The following is a 20630-nucleotide window of genomic DNA, read 5'->3' as shown; positions in this document are numbered from 1 at the left end:
TTTTATGCTTTTAGAAAAAATTAAAAATATCCCTATAGGATACTCTGAAGTCAATTACAAAGACAAAACATACGGAGTAACTCGTAATGATTTTAATAACGGAAAAAGTATAAAAATTTATGCCGAAGAACTTGGTGGTAGTGATTTCATAAGCTTAAACTATTATATAACCAATAACAATGAGCTACTCAAGCCTTGCGAAATGTCAGAGCAGAAAGTCATTCACTTTTTAAATAATTATATGTTGTCGCATGAAAACTAAAATTGCTTTGGGAGGTGGTTGCCACTGGTGCACAGAAGCTGTATTTCAATCATTGATTGGAGTTGGCATGGTGGAACAAGGTTATGTTGCTTCAATTGGAGAACAACATGCGTTTTCAGAAGCTGTTATTGTTCATTTTAATACAGAAATGATTTCATTGAGAACTTTAATTGAAGTGCATTTAGAAACACATAAAAGCACCTCTAACCATTCCATGCGAAAAAAATACCGTTCTGCCATTTATGTATTTTCCGAAGGTCAAAAAATTGAATGTGAAAAATTGATAGTAGATTTTCAAAACGAATACGACGGAAAGTTGATTACCGAAGTCTATATGTTTTCGAAGTTTAAAGCATCTCGAGAAGCTATTCAGGATTATTATCTAAAAAATCCTGAAAAGCCCTTTTGTAAAACTTTTATTACACCAAAGCTTAAAAAGCTTCGTAAATTGCATGGTAATAAATTGAAAGCAAAAACAATTAACTATGATTAGAATCTACATCATCGGATTAGCCATTTTAATTATTGCTATAATTGCTAATGGTATCGTAGTTAAATTAGGACTAAAATCTTGGTATGACTTTATCAACTTACTTACTGACCAAGGTATATCAGCACTTAAAGAAATTTCAATTATAGATTATTTCTGGCTGTTGATTGGCTATCCTTTGGTGCTCGGTTTAGGTTATTATCTTGGAGATAAATTGTATATGCTACTTTTTACCTAATGCTGTTTGCTTTTTAAAATTCTCTAAACCAGTTTTCAACCACTCAGCGTATACATCTTCATTTGGTGTATTTCCTGTAGGATGATTTAAAAGTCCCATATTATGATCTAGTAGTGCATAATACGGCTGGGAATTATTCTGAAAATTTATGGTCTGTAAAGCTGTCCACTTATCTCCAATATCCTCAATATCCTTTACCGTACCATTAGATCTTAAATATTGAAATTGTTCTTCCTCTGGTAATTCCTTTCTGTCGTCTACATAAAGTGAAATAATAACATAATCCTTAAGCAATACATCATACACCTCTGGTGTACTCCACACCTGTTCTTCCATCTTTCTACAGTTAACACATGCCCAACCCGTAAAATCCAATAAAATAGGCTTGTTTTCTGCTTTTGCCGCAGCAACTCCCTCTTCTAAGTCCTTATAACAATTAAGATCTAGCGGACATTCTGATGCTTTTTCATATAAACTATAAAACATTGGAGGCGGAAAACCACTTAACAATTTTAAATTAGCGTATTTAGTATTGGTTAAGCCAGGTAATAGATAAATGACAAAAGCCACAACCAAAATACCCGTAGTAATTCTAACTTTGCTCAATTTTTGTAAAAGCCCATCATGAGGGAATTTAATTTTCCCAAATAGATATAAGGCCAACCCTATACCAATAATAACCCAAAGTCCTATAAATACTTCTCGCTTTAAAAGTCCCCAATGTTCTACTAAATCTGCGTTGGACAAGAATTTAAGTGCTAATGCTAATTCTAAAAACCCTAAAACAACCTTTACTGTATTTAGCCAACCACCAGACTTCGGCAATGAGTTGAGCCATTTAGGAAACATAGCAAATAGCGTAAATGGCAAAGCTAAGGCCAAGCCAAATCCGCCCATTCCCATACTTAATTGCATGGCACTAGCATCTGAAGCCATTGTACTACCCAACAAACCTCCTAGAATTGGCCCAGTACATGAAAAGGACACAATTGCTAAGGTTAGAGCCATAAAAAAGATGCCGACTATACCACCAATTTTATTGGCTTTACTGTCCATGGCTGCACTCCATGATTGAGGTAGAGTGAGTTCAAAATATCCGAAAAATGAAAATGAGAATACTATGAAAATGACGAAGAATATAATGTTTAGGGTAACGTTTGTAGAAATAGTATTAAGAATTCCTGAATCCAAAGAATCCATAACATGGAATGGAATACTTAACAGTACATAAATCAAAAAGATAAAAAGTCCATAAAGTATTGAGTTAAACAATCCTTTTTTAGAATCGCCAGAACTTTTAGTGAAGAAAGATACCGTAAGCGGAATCATTGGAAACACACAAGGGGTTAACAAGGCTATCAAACCTCCTAAAAACCCAAGGAGGAATATCCCAAAGAAGCCCTTACCATCTGTAGTTTGCTTTTCGTATTTATCCCAACCTGTTACATTGAGGTCTAATGCCTCTGAAAGTTGTTTACTTCTTTCATCTACCGTGACCTCCTCTTTTTCTATTGCTGAACCGTCTAATGACAAATTAAAGGTATAGTCTCCAGGAATACATTTTTCGTTGTCACAAGTCTGATATTCTACATAAATCTCAATCTGATTAAAATCTGCATTTAAAACAGTAATTTTCTGCTTAAATTGAGCTTGATCCTTAAATTTTACAACGTTCTCTTCAAATATTTCATCAAATACTGGCGCCACTGAAGGTTCTGATGTAACTCCTTCTAGTTTATAGTTATCATCTTGATTTCTATATTCAAAAAAAGTTATTGGCGCAAAGCCATCTTTATCGACTTTATTTTGAGAATAGATATACCAGCCTTTGTCAATATTGGCTTTAAAAATGAGATTGTATTCAGTGTCGGATATTTTTTCTATTTCAGATTCCCACTTAACGGGTTCTAAAATCTGCGAAAACGAATGGAATGAAAAGCAAAATGCCAAAAAGCAAAATAGGAGTACTCTTTTAATAGTCATAAATAAAGCATTAAAACACAAATGTAAACGTTGTGTTTCTATTATCAATTAACAAGCGCCTAATTTATAAAAACCTTAAGAATTTACGGGAATGGGAAAAACATAAAAAAACCAAACATACAGTTTGGTTAATTAGTTTAAGATTTTACCTCAATCTTTATTTTATCGGAATGTTTCCACTTAGAAATACCACCTTCGAGATCATAAACTTTCTCAAAGCCAGCTTCCTTTAATTTTTTAGCACATTTAGCACTTCGGTTACCTCCTTTACAGTATAAAATTACCGGTTTTGCTTTGTCTAATTTAGATATATCCTCATCAAAAGTTGGTGATGTAAAATCTATATTTTGAGAATTTACAATGTGCTCTTTTTCGTGTTCTTGTGGTGTTCTTACGTCTACCAATTGTACTTCCTCCATCTCCAGTATGGATTGCATTTCTTCAGCAGTTACAAGCTTTACATCTGTTGCAGCATCTTTAGTGTCTAAACAACTTGAGGCGAAGCATAGTGTCAATAAAAGACCGAAGATTAAATATATTTTTTTCATAATAGTGCTGTTTATCAAAATTATAATTGAGCAACGTCTCCTTGCCACTCCATAAAACCGCCTTTTAAATTATAGGCGTTGTTAAAACCCAACTGGTTCATGATAGCGCAAGCTTGCCCACTTCTCCCTCCAGATTTACAATACACATAATAGCTTTTGGTTTTATCTAATTTCTCTAGCTCATCGATAAAACCTTGACCTTGATAAATATCGATATGAATTGCATTAGGAATAACTCCTTCTTCAACTTCATCTTGTGTTCTAACATCCAAAACAACAGAATTATTGTCTTTATCTAGTTGTTTTGTCCAATCCTTTTGCGATAAATCCGCCATAAAAAAAGCTTTTTTAGAATCACAAAATTAACATTTCCTTATGAAATAGACGTAAAAAAATCCGAAGTGTTACACTTCGGATTAAATTTTAACATTTTTACTTTAAGTAAAGGATAAGCTTCTCACTTACACCTTAATAGAACAGCCTATTGCTCTTGTTTCTTTTACCGGAACTTCCTTATTCTTCTTCAAGGCATCAACAGCATCTTCTACATATTTGGTGTTTACGGCACTTGAATCTTTATAATTGTCATCTATCGCTCCAATATATTTAACCACATTACCTTTCTTAGTTTTTTCTAAGATGTATACATGAGGTGTTTTAGTAGCTCCATACTGAGGATAAATTTTTTGTCCTTTATCCATTAAATATGGAAAGGTAAACCCTTTGGCTTTTGCTCTTGCTTTCATGGCTTCCATATTATCACCAGGTTTTACATCTGTATTATTTGGCATAATAGCAATTACTGGGTAACCTTGCGAAGCATATTTTTTATTGAGGGCCTCTATCCTATCTTCATAAGCAACAGCGTAAGGACAAGTATTGCATGTAAATATTACAATAAACCCTTTGGCATCCTTATAATCGGACAAAGACACCATTTTTCCATCAATGTTTTCTAGGCTGAAATCAGTAGCGATATCTCCAATTTTATAGCCATCACCATCTGTTGTTGTAAAAGCAGATAATGTTACCACTAACACCATAACTGCGAGTATTCTTAAAGTTTTCATATTAATCTATTTTAAAAATTGTTTTAGTTCGTTTTCTAGTTCTTCTTTAGTAAACGACTTTTCGTAAAACTGTCGTTTATCACCTTTGTATATAATTGTGGCTGGTAAAGCACCAGTCCAATTTTCGTTAATTGCAGGTATCCATCTATTTTGATCTGTATCATCAAAAGCTACGATTTCAGATTTTAAGTCGTGCTTTTTTATAAAAGGTTTTAACTTGGTATCGTAGTTTCTTGGAAAATCCAGACTCACCAATAAAACCTCTACGTCCTTATCCTTGTAGTCTTTATTTATTGTTTCAAAATAAGGTAATTCCTTAACACAAGGCGCACACCAAGTAGCCCAAAAATTGACCACATGTACCTTCTCGTCTTTTTTATTAATTAAAGGCTCTAAACCATCATAGTCATAAACTTTAAGGTCAAAATCAGAATTAGTGATTTGAGTTACTGACTGTTCCTTTTCATTGTTAGCATCAGCTACCTCTTGTTTAGCGGTCTCGTTCTTGCAAGACATAAAAATCAACAAGATTATTATAACACTGTATTTCATAACCATAAAGTTATCAATCCATCTATTTAATACTAAAAAATTAACAAAACATTAATTTAAATGTTTGATATTGAAATAATCCTTATTATATTTGGCACTCAAATGAAAACAAAAACAAATCATATTTGGTGGTGGAATTTCTCAAACTCATGTTCGTGAAATAACCCTTGGTATGTAATAATATAAAAAAAGGCTTGTCATTCACGACAGGCCTTTTTTAATTTTAAATTGATGAAAACATTTAGTCTATACACACATTATAAAAAAATATTGGCAGATACCATTACTCCAGTGAGCATCTACCTGAAGATTAGGGATAAATTCCCTAACAGTATTCTTCTGGAAAGTAGTGACTACCATGCCAATGACAACAGTTTTTCTTATATCTGCTGCAATCCAATAGCCTCAATACAAGTTAAAGATGGTGTTATTTCCCAAACCTATCCTGATGGCAGTTCTAAAAACAATTTTGCCAATACTGTTGGGGTAGTAGAAGAAATCCACAAGTTTACTCAACGATTTAAAGTAGATAGCAATAAAGAATTTAAATTCATTAATAATGGCATTTTTGGTTATACAGCTTATGATGCTGTAAAGTATTTTGAAGATATAGACATCTCCAAAAAAGACAGTTCTATTGATATTCCGGACATCTACTATGCAGTGTATCAAAACATCATAGCAATAAATCACTTTAAAAATGAAGCGTATATTTTTGCACATTGTTTCGATACAGAAAATAATATTGACGATATTCTTCAATTAATTCAAACAAGGCAATATGCGTCTTATGATTTCGCTACAAAAGGCGATATAGAATCTAACCTTACAGATGAAGAATATAAAGCAAATGTAGAGCTTGCTAAAAAGCATTGTGCGAGAGGAGATGTATTTCAGTTAGTCCTCTCTAAACAGTTTTCGCAACAGTTTAGCGGAGATGAGTTTAATGTTTACAGAGCATTGCGAAGTATTAACCCATCACCTTACCTATTCTATTTCGACTACGGGAATTTTAAGATATTTGGAAGCTCACCAGAAGCACAGTTGATCGTAAGTGATAATAAGGCAGAAATCCATCCAATTGCTGGCACATTTAAACGAACAGGAAACGACTTAAAAGACGCTGAGCTAGCAGAACAACTAATTAAGGACGACAAGGAAAATAGTGAACATGTTATGTTAGTTGACTTAGCCAGAAACGACCTAAGCCGACATGGAAGTAACGTTACCGTTGAAAATTATAGAGAAGTTCAGTTCTTTTCTCACGTCATCCATTTAGTAAGTAAGGTCACAGGAACGAAACATAAAGACACAGATACTATGCAGGTTGTTGCTGACACATTCCCAGCCGGAACATTGAGTGGAGCTCCAAAGCACATGGCGATGCAACTTATAGAGAAGTACGAAAAAACAAGCAGAGCTTATTATGGTGGCGCGATAGGTTTTATGGATTTTGAGGGCAATTTTAATCACGCCATAATGATTAGAACATTTTTAAGTAAAAACCATAAACTCTTCTGGCAAGCAGGAGCAGGATTGGTTGCTAAATCTAATCCTGAAAGCGAATTACAAGAAGTATATAACAAGCTTGGAGCATTGACAAAGGCGATTGAACAAGCTAAGGAAATATGAGTGATTAGTAAAAAAACTAAAAGTATGAAATTGAAGACAAATATTAATAAATCAAAAAACAAATTCCCTTTCCTCTGGAAAGGGTTAGGGAAAGGCTTATGAAAAAAGTATTGGTCATAGATAACTACGACAGTTTCACCTACAATCTAGTACATTATTTACAGGATTTAGATTGTGATGTCACCGTAAAAAGAAACGACAAACTCACCTTAGAAGAAGTCGATGCTTTTGATAAAATCATCTTATCACCAGGTCCTGGAATCCCAGATGAAGCTGGACTACTGAAAAAAATTATAGCGAAATACGCACCAACCAAAAGTATTTTGGGTGTGTGCTTGGGACAACAAGCCATAGGCGAGGTTTTTGGTGGTTCCTTAGTGAATTTAGATACGGTTCACCATGGTGTGTCAACTAATGTTACAGTTTCTGTAGATGATGAAACCTTATTTAAAGGACTTAATAAAACTTTTGAAGTAGGCCGTTACCACTCATGGGTTGTTAACACAGATTTACCTGATAGCTTAGAAGCAACATCTTTCGATACTAACGGACAAATCATGTCTTTAAGGCATAAGGTTTATGATGTTAAAGGAGTACAATATCATCCTGAATCTGTTCTAACACCAAACGGAAAAACTATTCTTAAAAACTGGGTGAATAGTTAAATTGATTGACGATTGACGATCGACGAATAACAGAAAATTTGGAACGAATAAGACTTAATGAAGATTAATTAAAAAGTTACTCGCTTCCGCGAGCATAAAATGAAAGAAATACTAAACAGATTAATAAACCAAGAAAGCATCTCTAGCGAGGAAGCGAAAAACGTACTCGTTAATATATCAGAAGGCAAATACAATCAAAGTCAGATCGCTTCATTCTTAACGGTGTATATGATGCGTAGCATTACCATAGAAGAACTCAGAGGCTTTAGAGATGCGCTTTTAGAACTTTGTATTCCTGTAGAATTAGAAGGCTACAACACCATAGATTTATGTGGTACGGGAGGTGATGGCAAAGACACGTTTAACATTTCAACATTGTCATCTTTTGTAACTGCAGGTGCTGGAGTCCATGTCACAAAGCATGGTAATTATGGAGTGTCTTCCGCTTGTGGCTCTTCAAATGTTATGGAGCATTTAGGTATTAAATTCACTAATGATATTGACTTTTTAAATCGCAGTATTGATAAAGCAGGTATTTGTGTATTACACGCACCTTTATTTCATCCAGCTATGAAAAATGTAGCACCAATTAGAAAAGAGCTAGGTGTTAAAACATTTTTTAATATGTTAGGACCGATGGTTAATCCAGCTTTTCCTAAAAATCAGATGGTGGGAGTTTTTAACCTAGAATTACTAAGACTTTACGGCTATTTATATCAAGAAACAGATAAAAACTATGCTGTTGTGCATGCGTTAGATGGTTATGATGAAATCTCTTTAACAGGAAAAACAAAAGTCATTTCAAACAATTCTGAAACACTATTCGAGCCTCAAGATTTAGGTGTAAACAAAATAGAACAAAAAGAAATCTTTGGTGGTAATACAGTTGCCCAAGCCGCACGATTATTTACCAAAATAATTAGGGGAAAAGGCACTGATGCACATAATAATGTGGTTTGTGCAAATGCTGGTTTGGCGATAGCCACGGTAAAACAGATTTCACATAAAGAAGGGTTTGAATTAGCTAAGGAGTCGCTCTTGGGTGGAAAAGCAAAAGCGAGTTTAGACAAATTGATTGAGTTGAGTGAGAAGTAGGAAGTTAGAAAAAAATAATTAAAAAAGATTACCACTTTCGTGGGAATAGACATGAATATTTTAGACAAAATAGTAATTGATAAACGTAAAGAAGTTGATTTACGCAAATCTCTAATTCCAATTCAGCAATTAGAAGCTTCAATACTTTTTGAGCGAGAAACAATCTCACTTGCTCAGAAACTAAAAACAAGTCCGTCTGGAATCATCGCTGAACATAAGAGACGCTCTCCGTCTAAATCAGTGATTAACCAAAGTCTTAATGTTCAAGATGTTGCTAAAGGCTATGAAGGTGCAGGAGTATGTGGTATGTCTGTTTTAACAGATTCTAAATATTTTGGAGGCTCTTTAGATGATTTAATATTGGCAAGAGCAAGTTCTAAGCTCCCACTTTTGAGAAAGGAATTTATAATAGATGAGTATCAAATTATCGAAGCCAAAGCTTATGGAGCAGATGTTATTTTATTGATAGCTGCCATTTTAACCAGAGGCGAGATTAAAAAGTTCTCTGAAGTTGCAAAAAGTCTTAATCTCGATGTTTTATTAGAAGTACATAACGAAGAAGAACTAAACAAATCCATCATGCCTTCATTGGATATGTTAGGTGTAAACAATAGAAATCTAAAAACTTTTGAAGTCAGTTTAGAAACCTCTAAAATGCTCAGTGAAAAAATCCCTAACGATTTTGTAAAGGTGTCTGAGAGCGGCATTAGCTCTGTTGAAGCCATAAAAGAACTACAACCTTATGGTTACAAAGGGTTTTTAATAGGTGAAAATTTTATGAAAACTGATAATCCAGGGCAAAGTGCTACAGATTTTATAAAAGCTTTAAAATCATGAAGCTAAAAGTCTGCGGCATGAAATATAACACAGCTGACGTTGCAATACTGCAACCCAACTATTTGGGCTTTATATTTTATGGCAAATCACCACGAAATTTTGAAAGTGCTATTCCAGAACTACCAAAAGGTATTAAAAAAGTTGGAGTATTTGTGGAAGCACCAATTCAAACAATCTTAGATAAAGTGAACTATTATAGTTTAGATGTCATTCAACTTCACGGAAAAGAATCAGCAAAGTACACGAAGGACCTTTTGAGGGTATTAATAGATTCGGCCATAAAAATTCCCGAAATCATTAAAGTCTTCTCTATAAAAGACAACTTTGATTTTTCTCAATTAAGGTCATATAAAGATTTAGTCGATTATTATTTGTTTGATACCAAAGGAAAATTACCAGGAGGTAACGGTTACACTTTTAATTGGGATGTATTGAAAGACTACCCATCAACCAAACCTTATTTTTTAAGTGGAGGAATTGGATTGAATGAATTAGAAAAAATTAAAAAATTTAAAAAAAGTCCTGCTTCAAAATACTGTTATGCTGTTGACGTTAACAGCCAATTTGAAATAGAACCTGGATTAAAAAATATTGAGGAATTAGAAAAATTTAAACATGAATTAAATAAATAGTTTTCAGTCACAGTATTCAAGTACTAATGATTGAAAACAGAAAATTAAAAAAGATTGAACTAGAAGTAAATTTAACAAGAATGAAAGTCATGACTTCCGACATAGGCGGAATCATCAAAATTCAGAAATAAAGAGCGAAGGAATGTAGATGCGAAGCGCAGCTTCAAGCACGGAATTCCGAAAGTGAATGGTGCTTTAGCAATTTCCTAATTTTGATCGTGATTTTTTGGTTCGTTTTGCATCAAGTCAAAATGAACAAAAGAAAAAAGAAACAGATTGCCACATCGCACAAAAAATGCGATTCGCAATGACAATATTTTATAATTATGAGTTACAACATCAACAACAAAGGCTATTACGGAGAATTCGGTGGAGCATTCATCCCAGAAATGCTCTACCCAAATGTTGAAGAACTACGGCAGAATTATCTAAAAATAATGACAGAACCTTCGTTTAAAGAAGAGTTCCATCAATTATTAAAAGATTATGTAGGTCGTCCTTCACCACTCTATTACGCCAAACGCCTTTCTGAAAAACACAACGCAAAAATTTACTTAAAGCGTGAGGACCTCAACCATACTGGTGCTCATAAAGTCAACAATACCATTGGGCAAATCCTTATGGCAAAACGATTGGGTAAAAACAGAATCATTGCCGAAACAGGTGCTGGTCAACATGGAGTAGCTACAGCAACCGTTTGCGCGCTCATGGGAATTGAGTGCATTGTGTATATGGGAGAAATTGATATCGCACGGCAAGCTCCTAATGTAGCACGTATGAAAATGTTGGGAGCAGAAGTTAGGCCTGCTTTATCTGGTAGCCGAACCCTTAAGGATGCAACCAATGAAGCCATTCGTGATTGGATTAATAATCCGGTTGACACACATTATATTATTGGGTCAGCCATTGGACCGCATCCATATCCTGATATGGTGACTAAATTTCAGTCCATTATTTCAGAGGAAATCAAATGGCAATTAAAAGAAAAGGAAGGCAAAGAAGATCCTGATTATGTAGTGGCTTGTATTGGAGGCGGTAGTAATGCGGCTGGTACCTATTATCACTTTTTAGACAATGAAAATGTTGGTATCATAGCAGTAGAAGCCGCAGGAAAAGGAATTCATTCGGGCGAAAGTGCAGCCACATCTGCACTTGGAAAAGAAGGCATCATCCACGGTTGCAAAACACTTTTAATGCAAACTAAAGATGGACAGATTACTGAGCCTTACTCTATTTCGGCCGGATTGGATTATCCAGGAGTTGGTCCATTACATTCGCATTTATACAAATCTGGACGTGGAGAATTTTACTCCGCTACAGATGATGAAGCCATGACAGCAGGATTGGAACTATGCCAGTTAGAAGGTATCATTCCAGCGATTGAAACTGCTCATGCATTGGCCATTTTTGAACATAAAACTTTTCAACCAGAAGATATTGTTGTGATTAGCTTATCTGGTCGTGGTGACAAGGATTTACAGAATTATATAGATTATTTTAAACTCTAACGTCATTCCGAACAAAGTAAAGAAATCTCATGATGAGATTGCCACGTCACTTCGTTCCTCGCAATGACAAGAAAAATTTCAAAAATTGAACAGAATAATCCAAAAACTAAAAGAAGACAACCTGCCTGACGGCAAAACAGGAAAGCTTCTATCGATATATTTCACTGCAGGTTATCCCAATATAGATGACACTGTAACCATCATTCAAAATCTCGAAAAAAGTGGTGTGGATATGATTGAAATTGGATTACCTTTTAGTGATCCTCTAGCCGATGGCCCAACAATCCAAGCAAGTTCTACAGCAGCATTAAAAAATGGAATGACTACCGAATTACTATTTGAGCAACTCAAAGATATTCGTCAAACCGTATCAATTCCATTAATTATTATGGGTTACTTTAATCCAATACTACAATATGGTGTCGAAGAATTTTGTAAAAAATGTAAAGAAACAGGTATTGATGGATTGATTATACCTGACTTACCCGTTGATGTCTATCATTCAGAATACAAGGAAACGTTTGAAAAATATGGGCTTATCAATGTATTTTTAATTACACCGCAAACCTCTGATGAACGTATAAGATATATTGATTCTGTTTCGGACGGATTTATCTACATGGTAAGTTCGGCCAGTACCACTGGTGCAAAAACTGGTTTTGGAGATACACAAACCGAATATTTTGAGCGTATCGCCAATATGAATCTTAAAAACCCTCAGATTGTTGGTTTCGGAATATCGAATAACGAAACCTTTACACAAGCGACCAAGTACGCCAAAGGAGCAATAATTGGCAGTGCCTTTATTAAACATTTAACCAATAACGGCGCGGAAACCATTGCATCTTTCGTTAACCCTATTATCGCTACTGAAAATTAATAGTTTTTAACATTTAACTCCCTGATTTTAAGAACCTTTTGAGACAGAAACGATAAGTAATTCCTTATATTAATATGAATATAAAAAAGCAAATAACCATGGGAATTACTAAAGATAAAAGAAAATTTAAAAGAGATAAAGAACAGAAAAATCCTTTGAATCCTGAAGGTGTGGCAAAAAAGACCAACACCAACAAATTCGATATTGATAAGGATACAATAAAAGATCAACAGAATAAGAAGTAATCTTGTTATTCTGAGTGTGTAAAAGTCTAAATTAATCTTAATTTAGACTTTTATTTTTTTATGCCGCTCAACATCGTTCTTATAGAACCCGAAATACCAAATAATACTGGTAATATTGGCCGTTTGGCTTTAGCAACAGGATCTCGTTTGCACTTGGTAAAACCCTTTGGATTTGAAATCGATGATAAACGCTTAAAACGTGCTGGACTGGATTATTGGCAACATTTAGAGGTGATCTATTATGACTCTACAGATGATTTCTTTTCAAAAAACAAAGATGCTGAAATGATTTTCCTATCAAGCCATGGTACACAATCACATTGGGATATTGAATATACCGACAATATGTTTTTAATCTTTGGGAAAGAGTCTGTTGGCCTACCAAAACCATTAATTAAAAAACATCACAATCAACTTTTTAAAATCCCGCTCTTCAGTAAGCAAATTAGAAGTCTTAATCTTGCCAATGCAGTTAGTATTATTGTCTATGAAGGACTAAGGCAACTTCGTTAATCTTTTCGTAAAAGTATTATTTAGGATTAAACCCTTTTAAAATAGTTTGGTCATAGCAGTGTTCATTAATTAAAAAACACAAAAAATTATGATTTCAAAAACATTAAAAGTTGGTCTTTTTGTTGTTGCAATAGGCTCAATGGCATTTTCCAATGCACAAGAAAGAGAAGGGAAAAGAAAACCGAATCCTGAGAAAATCTTCAAAAAATTAGATTCTGATGCTAATGGCTCTATCTCATTAGAAGAGTTTAAAGCTAATCGCATGAAAGATGAATCTAAAGCAGAACTACTCGAAAAACGCTTCGCAAGAATGGATGCCGACAGTAGTGGAGAACTGGATATGGCAGAATTTAAAAAAGCATTGGCCAGAATGAAGGGAAGAAAAGGCCGCAAACCAAAGCATGATGATAACTAACAAAAAAATCCTCTAGAAATTCTAGAGGATTTTTTGCTTAAACTATTTTGCATTGAAATTTATTTGACTAGATAGACGAGAGTGCTTTTATGGTAGAGTTAAAAGTTCAAAAGATGGCGTATTATATAGTTATTTTAATAAAAGAAGAATAAAGTATCGCCTAAAATTTAACGCTTATTCCTCAACATCTCTAAATACATAGCTTCAACCTTAGTCCTTGCCCAAGGTGTGCGCCTTAAAAATTTTAGGCTAGATTTTACCGAAGGGTCATGTGTAAAACATCGAATATTTATTTGGTAACCCATATACTCCCAACCGTAATGTCCTTGTAATTCAGTAATTATCTGTTCTAGTTTTATGCCGTGTAATGGATTGTTGGGTTGGGTTGACATACTTTCTTTTTGTCACTGCTATGAGACAGGCTTTTTACCAGTCTTGGTCATCTTATTGATTTCAATTTATGCAAAGTAAAAAAAGAGATTGCTTCGTACCTCGCAATGACAGGTAAAATTTAATTACTATTCCGTCTTCGGTTTCTATTCCTGTTTCTGTTTGAGTTCTTTTTGTTTCCTGAGTTTCCTGAACCAGAATTCCGGCCTCGACCTTGATTTCTATTCTGACCTGGCTTTATCGGTTCGGTTGATGCATTAGGATCTGGTTCAAAACCTTCAATAATCTCAACATCAATAGACGTATCAATCAACTTTTCTATACCACGTAAATAACTTATTTCGTCAGCGCTCACTAAGGAAATGGCTTGCCCACTTGCTCCTGCTCTACCTGTTCTACCGATACGATGCACATAGTCTTCGGCAATATTTGGCAATTCGAAATTAATAACGTGAGGCAATAACGGAATGTCCAATCCGCGAGCAGCAATATCCGTTGCTACTAAAACGCGTACTGTACCTCTTTTAAATCCGGCTAAAGCTTTTGTTCTTGCACCTTGACTTTTATTCCCATGAATGGCTGCAGCTGTAATACCAGCACTTACCATCTTTTTGGTCAATCGGTTGGCACCATGTTTAGTTCTAGTGAACACCAAAACTTGTTTCCAGTTGCCTTCAGAAATCAATTTAATGATTAAACCCGTCTTTTTGTTCTTGGCAACACGATGTACCTTTTGGTCAATAATCTCAACAGCTGTATTTTCTGGAGTAGCTTCAACCTGTACAGGGTTATTCAAAATGGAATACGCCAATTTCTTAATATCCTTAGAAAATGTTGCCGAAAACATCAGGTTTTGACGTTTACTTGGCATTAATTTCATAACGCGTTCAATATCGCGTAGAAAACCCATGTCGAGCATACGGTCGGCTTCATCCAAAACAAATATCTCAACATGCTTTAATGAGAGGACTCCTTGATTTTCTAAGTCAATCAAACGACCTGGTGTGGCTACTAAAACATCAATTCCATTTCTGATTGTTGCAACCTGTGGTTTTTGATTCACGCCTCCAAAAATAACAGCACTACGTATATTTAAAAATTCACTGTATTCTTTAACATTGGCATAAACCTGAGCAGCCAACTCTCTAGTCGGAGTTAATATCAAAGCTCTAATTGGTCTGTACTTTTCGTTAGGATTTTGCGAAAGAATTTGCAGTAATGGCAATGTAAAACCTGCTGTTTTTCCAGTACCTGTTTGTGCAGAAGCTAAGACATCTTTACCTTCTAAAACTGGCGGAATGGCTTTAGCTTGTATTGGCGAAGGTGTATCGTATCCTTTTTTGCCAATAGCTTTTAGCAAAGGCTCGGATAAGCCCAATGATTTAAATGACATACATCGTTTTTAGTTAAGATGAATATCTATTTAAAGCTCACCTCTTTTGTTTGGGCAAAGGTACTGTTAATTTATGCTCCTATATAACTTTTAGACAATTAATCTTCAACCTTAAAATTTTTCCATTGTTTCAATTTTACAATAGGATTGGTCGCTCTATTTCTATACCCATGAATACCTATAAACACTAATAATATAACAGCACCAACAAATGCTGCGAACATAACAATATCATTACTATCCTTGTTGGCATTGCCAATTCCGATTAATGCCCATGTACCTACTGCAGCAAATTCACGCATATTACGATTCCATATGGCAAAGAGATTAATGACAACTGCAATACCTATCAATATTATCGTCCAAAATGAATCTGACATTCCGAAACCATCCCAACCCACTTTAACAAGATAGCTCGAAATATTTACAATGCTCGCCACTGTGACCCATCCTGAATAAACAACAAATGGCCACCAAAGAAATAAAATAGTTGGAAAAGGTTCATCATCTAATTCCATTCGGTTGTTCCATACAACTTTAAATAACGAAAAAAGTAGCAACAAGATTAACACACAAGACAGACCAGTGAAGTCATAAACCCATGCAAATACCCAAAGCGAATTAAAAATACATGACAATACAAACCACCAACCAGTTTTTAAAATAAAATCATCATTTTTCACATCTACAAACAAACTTCTACCTTGATATATCACAAAGCCAAATAAGAGCAAATAAATAATTCCCCAAATTGAAAAAGCATATCCAGCAGGTGTAAAAAGTGAATTATAGCTATCCGAAATTTCGCCAATAGTGGTGTTATTTAATGCACCTGTAACTGAAACATAATTGATTGTTATAGTAATTATGAAAGCAATTACATTGGCTAATTGAAGTGTTTTTTTCATGATTTTACTTTTGTCTAAAATAGTTAATGTGACACTCAACCCTTAAATAATTTCAATAAAATAATAATTGATACAGTTTCATCATAGATACTCGCGGTATTGCATCACCCTAAAATCAAACGTATTAAAGTTTGGATCTTTGGCTTTTAGTTGCTTGTATAGTGGTAATCTGCTAATTGAAATGTTTGCTGCTCCTGAGCCTGAGGTTAGGGAAACGGTTTTGAGGGTTCTTTTTGAACTTAGTTCTGATTGATGAGATTGCTTCGTTCCACTCGCAATGACAGGTAAGGAAAATTTGTGAATTCTGGGTACTTCGTTATTTACCAATTCTAATTTTAGGTTGTAATCTTTTAGGTGCTTTCTAAAAAAATATTCTGGTCCGTTTTTGCTGTTGCCACCTGTAAATAAAATGGTTTCTATACTTGGATATTGTTTTAAGTAACCTACGACATCTCGCAGTTTTATATTCTGCATTCCCAAATCTGAGGCATCAATTTTTTCGCGTTCTGCGCTTTCTACAATATCGCAAACACCAATTTTGTGTTCAATTAAAAACTGTTTGCGTTGGTCAATGGCCTCTTGCGAATTGTCGTATCGTAAATTAAGATTATGGATTTTGTCTATAAACAACCATAAGGAATTGTAATAGCTTCCGTAGCAAAAGTCAACATCTTTTTCCAATAAGTCTCCTGTTGAAAAACGTGGAGGTGGCAACGTGCCGACAATAAGTTTTTTAGTATCAGATTGAATAAAAGGTTGGTAAGGGTGTTTGTGAAAAAACATTATAACGATTTCAGTAAACGCTCCACTTCAATAATAGTATTTCTATAGATGCGTCTATTAGGTTTGGTCATGTGCTGGGATTCTGTAGCAATTTCCTCAAGCAACTCCTTTCCTTCAGATGTTCTATTGTGTTCTAAATAGAATTTTGCCAGTTCTAGTCGTTCGTTATAATTTGAATACGGTCTATCAATTTGTTTTAACTGCTCTTCAGCCTTATCAACTTTACCTAACTGTTTTAATGCCAGGCCATAGCAAAACTGTTGCTTTGAACCGACAAATTCAGATTTATTCTTAATCTTTTCGGCATGTTCTACAACGCCTTCAAAATCTTCAAGCTGAAAATAGCATAAAACCAATCGTTGTCTAGCATGCAAATCATTCTGATCTGTATCTTTTAAAGTGTGTTTGTAATTAACAATAGCATTTGGCATGTCTCCATTTTCAACATAAGCATCCGCCAATGCAATTCTGTTTGAGTACGTCTCCGAAAACTCTAATCGCTTCTCTAAATCACGAATTTTCTTTGTTGGGTTAATTATAGATGTAATCTCATTCTGAATTTTCTCAGCGTCCCTACGATTATAAATATTTGTAATGAAGTAAATTATTGGACCAATTACAGGAATAAAGAATACAAGAAAATACCAATAATATGGTTTTCGGTTTTTGTAAATATGATAGAGGCAATACCCTTGAATGGCAATGATTAAGTAATATCGAAACATGAAAGATTGGTTAACACCTTAAAGATAACAACTATCTTATAAAAACCAATTCATTTTCTGATGATAAGTCTTCGCTAAAGCCATAGCCTTCGTAATCAAAACCTTTGATATCATCTAAAGTTTTCGCATCCGTATCAATGATATAGCGTGTCATTAAGCCTCGCGCTAGCTTTGCAAAAATAGCTATCATCTTATACTCTCCGTTTTTGAATTCTTTAAATGTAACATTTACAACTGGCACTTTTAAGGCCTTTTTATCAATGGCTTTAAAGTATTCGTTACTAGCTAAGTTTAAAAAGAGTTCATCATCTTCTAACTCATCGTTTAAGGTTTGGGTGACTTTCTTCTTCCAAAACTCATAAAGATTTTTGTTTTTGCCCACTGGCATTCTGGTGCCCATTTCCAATCGATAAGGTTGTATTAAATCCAACGGCTTTAAAATACCGTACAACCCTGAAATGATTCTAACCGTATCCTGTACTTTATCTAACTTTTTGGTATCAACCGTATAGGCATCAATCCCTCTATAGACATCACCACTAAACGCATATATAGCTTGTCTTGCATTATCTTTTGTAAACGGTAAGCTCCATTCTTGGTTGCGCTCGTAATTGAGTTGCCCTAGGTTATCAGAAATCTTCATCAGTTTTGATAAACTCTTTGCCGACTTCTTTTTCAACAATTTATTTAAGCGCTCTGCCTCTGCCAGAAAACAACCTTCCGTAGTTTTGGTCGTTGGCAACTTGGTTTCAAAATCTAAGGATTTAGCTGGTGATAGTACGAGTTTCATAGTCAACTTCCTGCGAAGGCAGGAATCTCATTAAGGTTAAACAATATTTATTCTTCAAGGTAAAAATACAATGTAAAAGCAATAGTTTCAAGTTTTGTCAACAACTAATCTTGATAGTTGTATAATGAATGTCTATATACAAGAAAAACTGGCCTTTGTTGGTGTTTTCCACCAACAAAGTATCTTAACCGATAATCTTAAACTGTTGGTGGAAAACACCAACAGTGGCGAGTTGTGAACTGTCACACTGAGCTTGTCGAAGTGTTGATTCAGAATCTAGAACTTGAAGATTATGTGAGATGCTGAAATGAATTCAGCATAACATAAACTGGCCTTTTGAGCGCTATGCTTAGCACACTGGCCTTTGTTGGTGTTTTCCACCAACAAAGTGTTTTTTGTAAAGAACTTGAGCTGTTGGTGAAAAACACCAACAGAGGCAATGGAAAACACTAACAGAGGCAAAGAGATTCCTGCTTTCGCAGGAATTAGCTTTGATGCTTGGCATATCCTCTCCACTTTTCAATACATTGCTGCATATCTTCTGGTATTTCAGTTGAAAAGCTTAACCACTCGCCTGTTGTAGGATGTTCAAAACCAAGTGTTTTTGCATGTAGAGCTTGTCTTGGCAATATTTTGAAACAGTTTTCTACAAACTGTTTGTATTTGGTAAAGGTTGTGCCTTTTAAGATTTTTTCACCACCATAGCGCTCATCATTAAAAAGGGTATGACCAATATGCTTCATATGCACGCGGATTTGATGCGTGCGACCTGTTTCGAGTTTGCAACTCACTAAAGTGACATAACCTAAGCGTTCAATAACCTTGTAATGTGTAACAGCAGGTTTTCCTTTGTAGGCATCATCACCTTCATATACCGTATTTTGCAATCTGTTCTTAGGATGGCGGCCAATATTACCTTCAACTGTACCTTCTTCATCTTCCATATTTCCCCAAGCTAAGGCTACATATTCTCGTTCACTAGTTTTTTCAGCAAACTGGTTAGAGAGATGTGCCATAGCCTGTTCAGTTTTGGCAACCACCAATAAACCACTGGTATCTTTATCGATACGATGCACTAAGCCTGGTCTATCACTAGAGTTGTTGGGCAAATTTTCAAAATGAAAAATGAGGCCGTTAATCAATGTGCCAGAATAATTTCCATGACCAGGATGCACTACCATACCAGCAGGTTTGTTCACTACCAACAAATCATCATCTTCGTAAACTATATCAATTGGAATATCTTCGGCAACCAATAAATTTTCGTGAGGAGGATGCTCAAATTTTACAGTAATTTGGTCATTAGGCTTGACCTTATAATTTGATTTTACGGTAGTACCATTTACAAAAATGCAACCGTCTTTTGCGGCTTGTTGAATTTTGTTTCGAGCAGCATTTTCAACAAAATTCATTAAATATTTATCAATACGAAGTGGTTGCTGGCCTTTTTCTACTTTAAAGGCATAGTGTTCGTAAAGTTCATCATTGTCTTCAGACATATCCACAATATCAGCCATACACCTAGCGGTTTCCGTTACCCAAAACCAAATCTATGGTCGATGTTAATGGCAACATCTCACCAGGCTTTAGCGTTTCACCATTGTGTCTCATACCCAAAACCACGTCTTTACCAATATTGTCAATGTAGGTAATCTCACCAATTTTAAACTCCAAAGCCTTAAGTTGAGGTTTTGCTTGACGCAAAGTACGTTTCAAAATATTTGGCACTTCAACTTTTCGGTATCCAGAAGGATTTAGAATTAAATAAATCTTTCTGTTTTCTTTTACCTGAGATCCAGAGTCTGGATTTTGCTCAATGACTGAATATTTCGGGTAGTTGGGATTAAAATTTGCAGAATCCTGAATTTCCATGGCTAAATTCAAATCATTCAATTCTATTTTAACCGTTTCTATAGATTTACCTTTTAAGTCTGGTACAACGACAAACTCTCCATGGTTTGTCGTAACGTTTAGCCATTTTAGCATAATAAAACTTAAAACAACAATAGCCACAATAGCCAATGCCAATTGCTTTAAAAATACTTTACTGGTAAGAAACTTAACTAAACTCATAGG

At 34.8% G+C, this 20630-nt stretch carries 26 protein-coding genes; 13 read left to right on the top strand and 13 right to left on the bottom strand.

Annotation, left to right across the window (positions count from 1 at the left end; translation table 11 throughout):
- The first annotated feature begins 4 nt into the window (after positions 1 to 4).
- From F1003_RS07285 to F1003_RS07275, 3 genes are read left to right on the top strand one after another with little or no spacing between them, the layout of a single operon-like run.
- A complete protein-coding gene (locus F1003_RS07285) occupies positions 5 to 262 on the top strand; it encodes a peptide methionine sulfoxide reductase (RefSeq protein WP_155088542.1) in 258 nt (85 codons plus the stop codon).
- Positions 252 to 755, top strand: coding sequence for a peptide-methionine (S)-S-oxide reductase (locus F1003_RS07280; RefSeq protein ID WP_155088541.1), 504 nt, complete (start codon positions 252 to 254; stop codon positions 753 to 755). Before F1003_RS07285 ends, F1003_RS07280 begins: the two co-directional genes overlap by 11 nt.
- Positions 748 to 990: a DUF7672 family protein gene (locus F1003_RS07275; protein ID WP_155088540.1), complete on the top strand. Its 243-nt coding sequence runs from the start codon at positions 748 to 750 to the stop codon at positions 988 to 990. Before F1003_RS07280 ends, F1003_RS07275 begins: the two co-directional genes overlap by 8 nt.
- Here F1003_RS07275 and F1003_RS07270 read toward each other — a convergent pair.
- The 5 genes from F1003_RS07270 to F1003_RS07250 form a co-directional block, all read right to left on the bottom strand.
- Positions 976 to 2973 (bottom strand): protein-disulfide reductase DsbD family protein, encoded by a 1998-nt coding sequence (locus F1003_RS07270; protein ID WP_202913886.1) that lies wholly within the window; start codon positions 2971 to 2973, stop codon positions 976 to 978. The genes F1003_RS07275 and F1003_RS07270 overlap by 15 nt on opposite strands.
- Before the next feature lie 137 nt (positions 2974 to 3110).
- A complete protein-coding gene (locus F1003_RS07265) occupies positions 3111 to 3521 on the bottom strand; it encodes a rhodanese-like domain-containing protein (protein ID WP_155088539.1) in 411 nt (136 codons plus the stop codon).
- A 20-nt stretch (positions 3522 to 3541) separates the two neighbouring features.
- On the bottom strand, positions 3542 to 3856 hold the full coding sequence (locus tag F1003_RS07260) for a rhodanese-like domain-containing protein (protein WP_155088538.1): 315 nt from the start codon (positions 3854 to 3856) through the stop codon (positions 3542 to 3544).
- 126 nt (positions 3857 to 3982) lie between these two features.
- Positions 3983 to 4591, bottom strand: coding sequence for a thioredoxin family protein (locus tag F1003_RS07255; RefSeq protein WP_155088537.1), 609 nt, complete (start codon positions 4589 to 4591; stop codon positions 3983 to 3985).
- 6 nt (positions 4592 to 4597) lie between these two features.
- Positions 4598 to 5107, bottom strand: a complete 510-nt coding sequence (locus tag F1003_RS07250) for a TlpA family protein disulfide reductase (RefSeq protein ID WP_235898289.1) — start codon at positions 5105 to 5107, stop codon at positions 4598 to 4600.
- Between the two features lie 267 nt (positions 5108 to 5374).
- Here F1003_RS07250 and F1003_RS07245 point away from each other — a divergent pair, with 267 nt between their 5' ends.
- From F1003_RS07245 to F1003_RS07205, 10 genes are all read left to right on the top strand, one after another.
- Complete coding sequence (locus F1003_RS07245; RefSeq protein WP_155088535.1) at positions 5375 to 6775, top strand: anthranilate synthase component I family protein; 1401 nt, start codon at positions 5375 to 5377, stop codon at positions 6773 to 6775.
- A 98-nt stretch (positions 6776 to 6873) separates the two neighbouring features.
- Complete coding sequence (locus F1003_RS07240; protein ID WP_155088534.1) at positions 6874 to 7440, top strand: anthranilate synthase component II; 567 nt, start codon at positions 6874 to 6876, stop codon at positions 7438 to 7440.
- A 99-nt stretch (positions 7441 to 7539) separates the two neighbouring features.
- Complete coding sequence (trpD, locus tag F1003_RS07235; RefSeq protein WP_155088533.1) at positions 7540 to 8535, top strand: anthranilate phosphoribosyltransferase; 996 nt, start codon at positions 7540 to 7542, stop codon at positions 8533 to 8535.
- 51 nt (positions 8536 to 8586) lie between these two features.
- On the top strand, positions 8587 to 9372 hold the full coding sequence (gene trpC / locus F1003_RS07230) for an indole-3-glycerol phosphate synthase TrpC (RefSeq protein WP_155088642.1): 786 nt from the start codon (positions 8587 to 8589) through the stop codon (positions 9370 to 9372).
- 17 nt (positions 9373 to 9389) lie between these two features.
- A complete protein-coding gene (locus F1003_RS07225) occupies positions 9390 to 10004 on the top strand; it encodes a phosphoribosylanthranilate isomerase (protein WP_235898288.1) in 615 nt (204 codons plus the stop codon).
- A 326-nt stretch (positions 10005 to 10330) separates the two neighbouring features.
- Entirely contained in the window at positions 10331 to 11512 is a 1182-nt protein-coding gene (gene trpB, locus F1003_RS07220; RefSeq protein WP_155088531.1) for a tryptophan synthase subunit beta, read from the top strand.
- 85 nt (positions 11513 to 11597) lie between these two features.
- The gene (trpA, locus tag F1003_RS07215) at positions 11598 to 12392 is read left to right on the top strand and encodes a tryptophan synthase subunit alpha (protein WP_155088530.1); all 795 of its coding nucleotides are present in this window, start codon (positions 11598 to 11600) and stop codon (positions 12390 to 12392) included.
- 98 nt (positions 12393 to 12490) lie between these two features.
- Positions 12491 to 12637, top strand: coding sequence for a hypothetical protein (locus F1003_RS16820; protein WP_202913885.1), 147 nt, complete (start codon positions 12491 to 12493; stop codon positions 12635 to 12637).
- 60 nt (positions 12638 to 12697) lie between these two features.
- The gene (locus F1003_RS07210; RefSeq protein ID WP_155088529.1) at positions 12698 to 13150 is read left to right on the top strand and encodes a tRNA (cytidine(34)-2'-O)-methyltransferase; all 453 of its coding nucleotides are present in this window, start codon (positions 12698 to 12700) and stop codon (positions 13148 to 13150) included.
- An 88-nt stretch (positions 13151 to 13238) separates the two neighbouring features.
- Positions 13239 to 13565, top strand: a complete 327-nt coding sequence (locus tag F1003_RS07205; RefSeq protein WP_155088528.1) for an EF-hand domain-containing protein — start codon at positions 13239 to 13241, stop codon at positions 13563 to 13565.
- A 167-nt stretch (positions 13566 to 13732) separates the two neighbouring features.
- Here the strand turns inward: F1003_RS07205 and F1003_RS07200 are convergent, their stop codons facing one another.
- From F1003_RS07200 to F1003_RS07165, 8 genes are all read right to left on the bottom strand, one after another.
- Entirely contained in the window at positions 13733 to 13957 is a 225-nt protein-coding gene (locus tag F1003_RS07200) for a VF530 family protein (protein WP_155088527.1), read from the bottom strand.
- A 119-nt stretch (positions 13958 to 14076) separates the two neighbouring features.
- Entirely contained in the window at positions 14077 to 15348 is a 1272-nt protein-coding gene (locus F1003_RS07195) for a DEAD/DEAH box helicase (RefSeq protein WP_155088526.1), read from the bottom strand.
- A 98-nt stretch (positions 15349 to 15446) separates the two neighbouring features.
- A complete protein-coding gene (locus F1003_RS07190) occupies positions 15447 to 16256 on the bottom strand; it encodes a TspO-related membrane protein (RefSeq protein WP_155088525.1) in 810 nt (269 codons plus the stop codon).
- A gap of 81 nt (positions 16257 to 16337) precedes the next feature.
- Positions 16338 to 17039 (bottom strand): uracil-DNA glycosylase family protein, encoded by a 702-nt coding sequence (locus F1003_RS07185; protein WP_155088524.1) that lies wholly within the window; start codon positions 17037 to 17039, stop codon positions 16338 to 16340.
- Entirely contained in the window at positions 17039 to 17764 is a 726-nt protein-coding gene (locus F1003_RS07180; protein ID WP_155088523.1) for a hypothetical protein, read from the bottom strand. Before F1003_RS07180 ends, F1003_RS07185 begins: the two co-directional genes overlap by 1 nt.
- Before the next feature lie 31 nt (positions 17765 to 17795).
- On the bottom strand, positions 17796 to 18554 hold the full coding sequence (gene yaaA / locus F1003_RS07175) for a peroxide stress protein YaaA (protein WP_155088522.1): 759 nt from the start codon (positions 18552 to 18554) through the stop codon (positions 17796 to 17798).
- 485 nt (positions 18555 to 19039) lie between these two features.
- A complete protein-coding gene (locus F1003_RS07170) occupies positions 19040 to 20071 on the bottom strand; it encodes an RluA family pseudouridine synthase (protein ID WP_155088521.1) in 1032 nt (343 codons plus the stop codon).
- A 4-nt stretch (positions 20072 to 20075) separates the two neighbouring features.
- Complete coding sequence (locus tag F1003_RS07165) at positions 20076 to 20627, bottom strand: PASTA domain-containing protein (RefSeq protein WP_155088520.1); 552 nt, start codon at positions 20625 to 20627, stop codon at positions 20076 to 20078.
- Positions 20628 to 20630 lie beyond the last annotated feature (3 nt).

The organism is Winogradskyella ouciana, from assembly GCF_009709615.1.
GTDB classification, from domain to species: Bacteria; Bacteroidota; Bacteroidia; order Flavobacteriales; family Flavobacteriaceae; genus Winogradskyella; species Winogradskyella ouciana.
Note: the sequence above shows the minus strand (reverse complement) of the source record. Positions and strands in the feature narration are given on the sequence as shown.

Bases quoted from the DNA above. Each gene is read 5' to 3' on its own strand.
- F1003_RS07255 (WP_155088537.1), bottom strand. From the start codon at position 4,591: ATGAAAACTTTAAGAATACTCGCAGTTATGGTGTTAGTGGTAACATTA.
- F1003_RS07250 (WP_235898289.1), bottom strand. From the start codon at position 5,107: ATGTCTTGCAAGAACGAGACCGCTAAACAAGAGGTAGCTGATGCTAAC.
- F1003_RS07185 (WP_155088524.1), bottom strand. From the start codon at position 17,039: ATGTTTTTTCACAAACACCCTTACCAACCTTTTATTCAATCTGATACT.
- F1003_RS16820 (WP_202913885.1), top strand. From the start codon at position 12,491: ATGGGAATTACTAAAGATAAAAGAAAATTTAAAAGAGATAAAGAACAG.
- yaaA (WP_155088522.1), bottom strand. From the start codon at position 18,554: ATGAAACTCGTACTATCACCAGCTAAATCCTTAGATTTTGAAACCAAG.
- F1003_RS07170 (WP_155088521.1), bottom strand. From the start codon at position 20,071: ATGGCTGATATTGTGGATATGTCTGAAGACAATGATGAACTTTACGAA.
- trpB (WP_155088531.1), top strand. From the start codon at position 10,331: ATGAGTTACAACATCAACAACAAAGGCTATTACGGAGAATTCGGTGGA.
- F1003_RS07260 (WP_155088538.1), bottom strand. From the start codon at position 3,856: ATGGCGGATTTATCGCAAAAGGATTGGACAAAACAACTAGATAAAGAC.
- F1003_RS07240 (WP_155088534.1), top strand. From the start codon at position 6,874: ATGAAAAAAGTATTGGTCATAGATAACTACGACAGTTTCACCTACAAT.
- F1003_RS07195 (WP_155088526.1), bottom strand. From the start codon at position 15,348: ATGTCATTTAAATCATTGGGCTTATCCGAGCCTTTGCTAAAAGCTATT.
- F1003_RS07180 (WP_155088523.1), bottom strand. From the start codon at position 17,764: ATGTTTCGATATTACTTAATCATTGCCATTCAAGGGTATTGCCTCTAT.
- trpD (WP_155088533.1), top strand. From the start codon at position 7,540: ATGAAAGAAATACTAAACAGATTAATAAACCAAGAAAGCATCTCTAGC.
- F1003_RS07190 (WP_155088525.1), bottom strand. From the start codon at position 16,256: ATGAAAAAAACACTTCAATTAGCCAATGTAATTGCTTTCATAATTACT.
- F1003_RS07245 (WP_155088535.1), top strand. From the start codon at position 5,375: ATGAAAACATTTAGTCTATACACACATTATAAAAAAATATTGGCAGAT.
- F1003_RS07225 (WP_235898288.1), top strand. From the start codon at position 9,390: ATGAAATATAACACAGCTGACGTTGCAATACTGCAACCCAACTATTTG.
- F1003_RS07270 (WP_202913886.1), bottom strand. From the start codon at position 2,973: ATGACTATTAAAAGAGTACTCCTATTTTGCTTTTTGGCATTTTGCTTT.
- F1003_RS07285 (WP_155088542.1), top strand. From the start codon at position 5: ATGCTTTTAGAAAAAATTAAAAATATCCCTATAGGATACTCTGAAGTC.
- trpC (WP_155088642.1), top strand. From the start codon at position 8,587: ATGAATATTTTAGACAAAATAGTAATTGATAAACGTAAAGAAGTTGAT.
- F1003_RS07205 (WP_155088528.1), top strand. From the start codon at position 13,239: ATGATTTCAAAAACATTAAAAGTTGGTCTTTTTGTTGTTGCAATAGGC.
- F1003_RS07210 (WP_155088529.1), top strand. From the start codon at position 12,698: ATGCCGCTCAACATCGTTCTTATAGAACCCGAAATACCAAATAATACT.
- F1003_RS07280 (WP_155088541.1), top strand. From the start codon at position 252: ATGAAAACTAAAATTGCTTTGGGAGGTGGTTGCCACTGGTGCACAGAA.
- F1003_RS07265 (WP_155088539.1), bottom strand. From the start codon at position 3,521: ATGAAAAAAATATATTTAATCTTCGGTCTTTTATTGACACTATGCTTC.
- F1003_RS07275 (WP_155088540.1), top strand. From the start codon at position 748: ATGATTAGAATCTACATCATCGGATTAGCCATTTTAATTATTGCTATA.
- F1003_RS07165 (WP_155088520.1), bottom strand. From the start codon at position 20,627: ATGAGTTTAGTTAAGTTTCTTACCAGTAAAGTATTTTTAAAGCAATTG.
- F1003_RS07200 (WP_155088527.1), bottom strand. From the start codon at position 13,957: ATGTCAACCCAACCCAACAATCCATTACACGGCATAAAACTAGAACAG.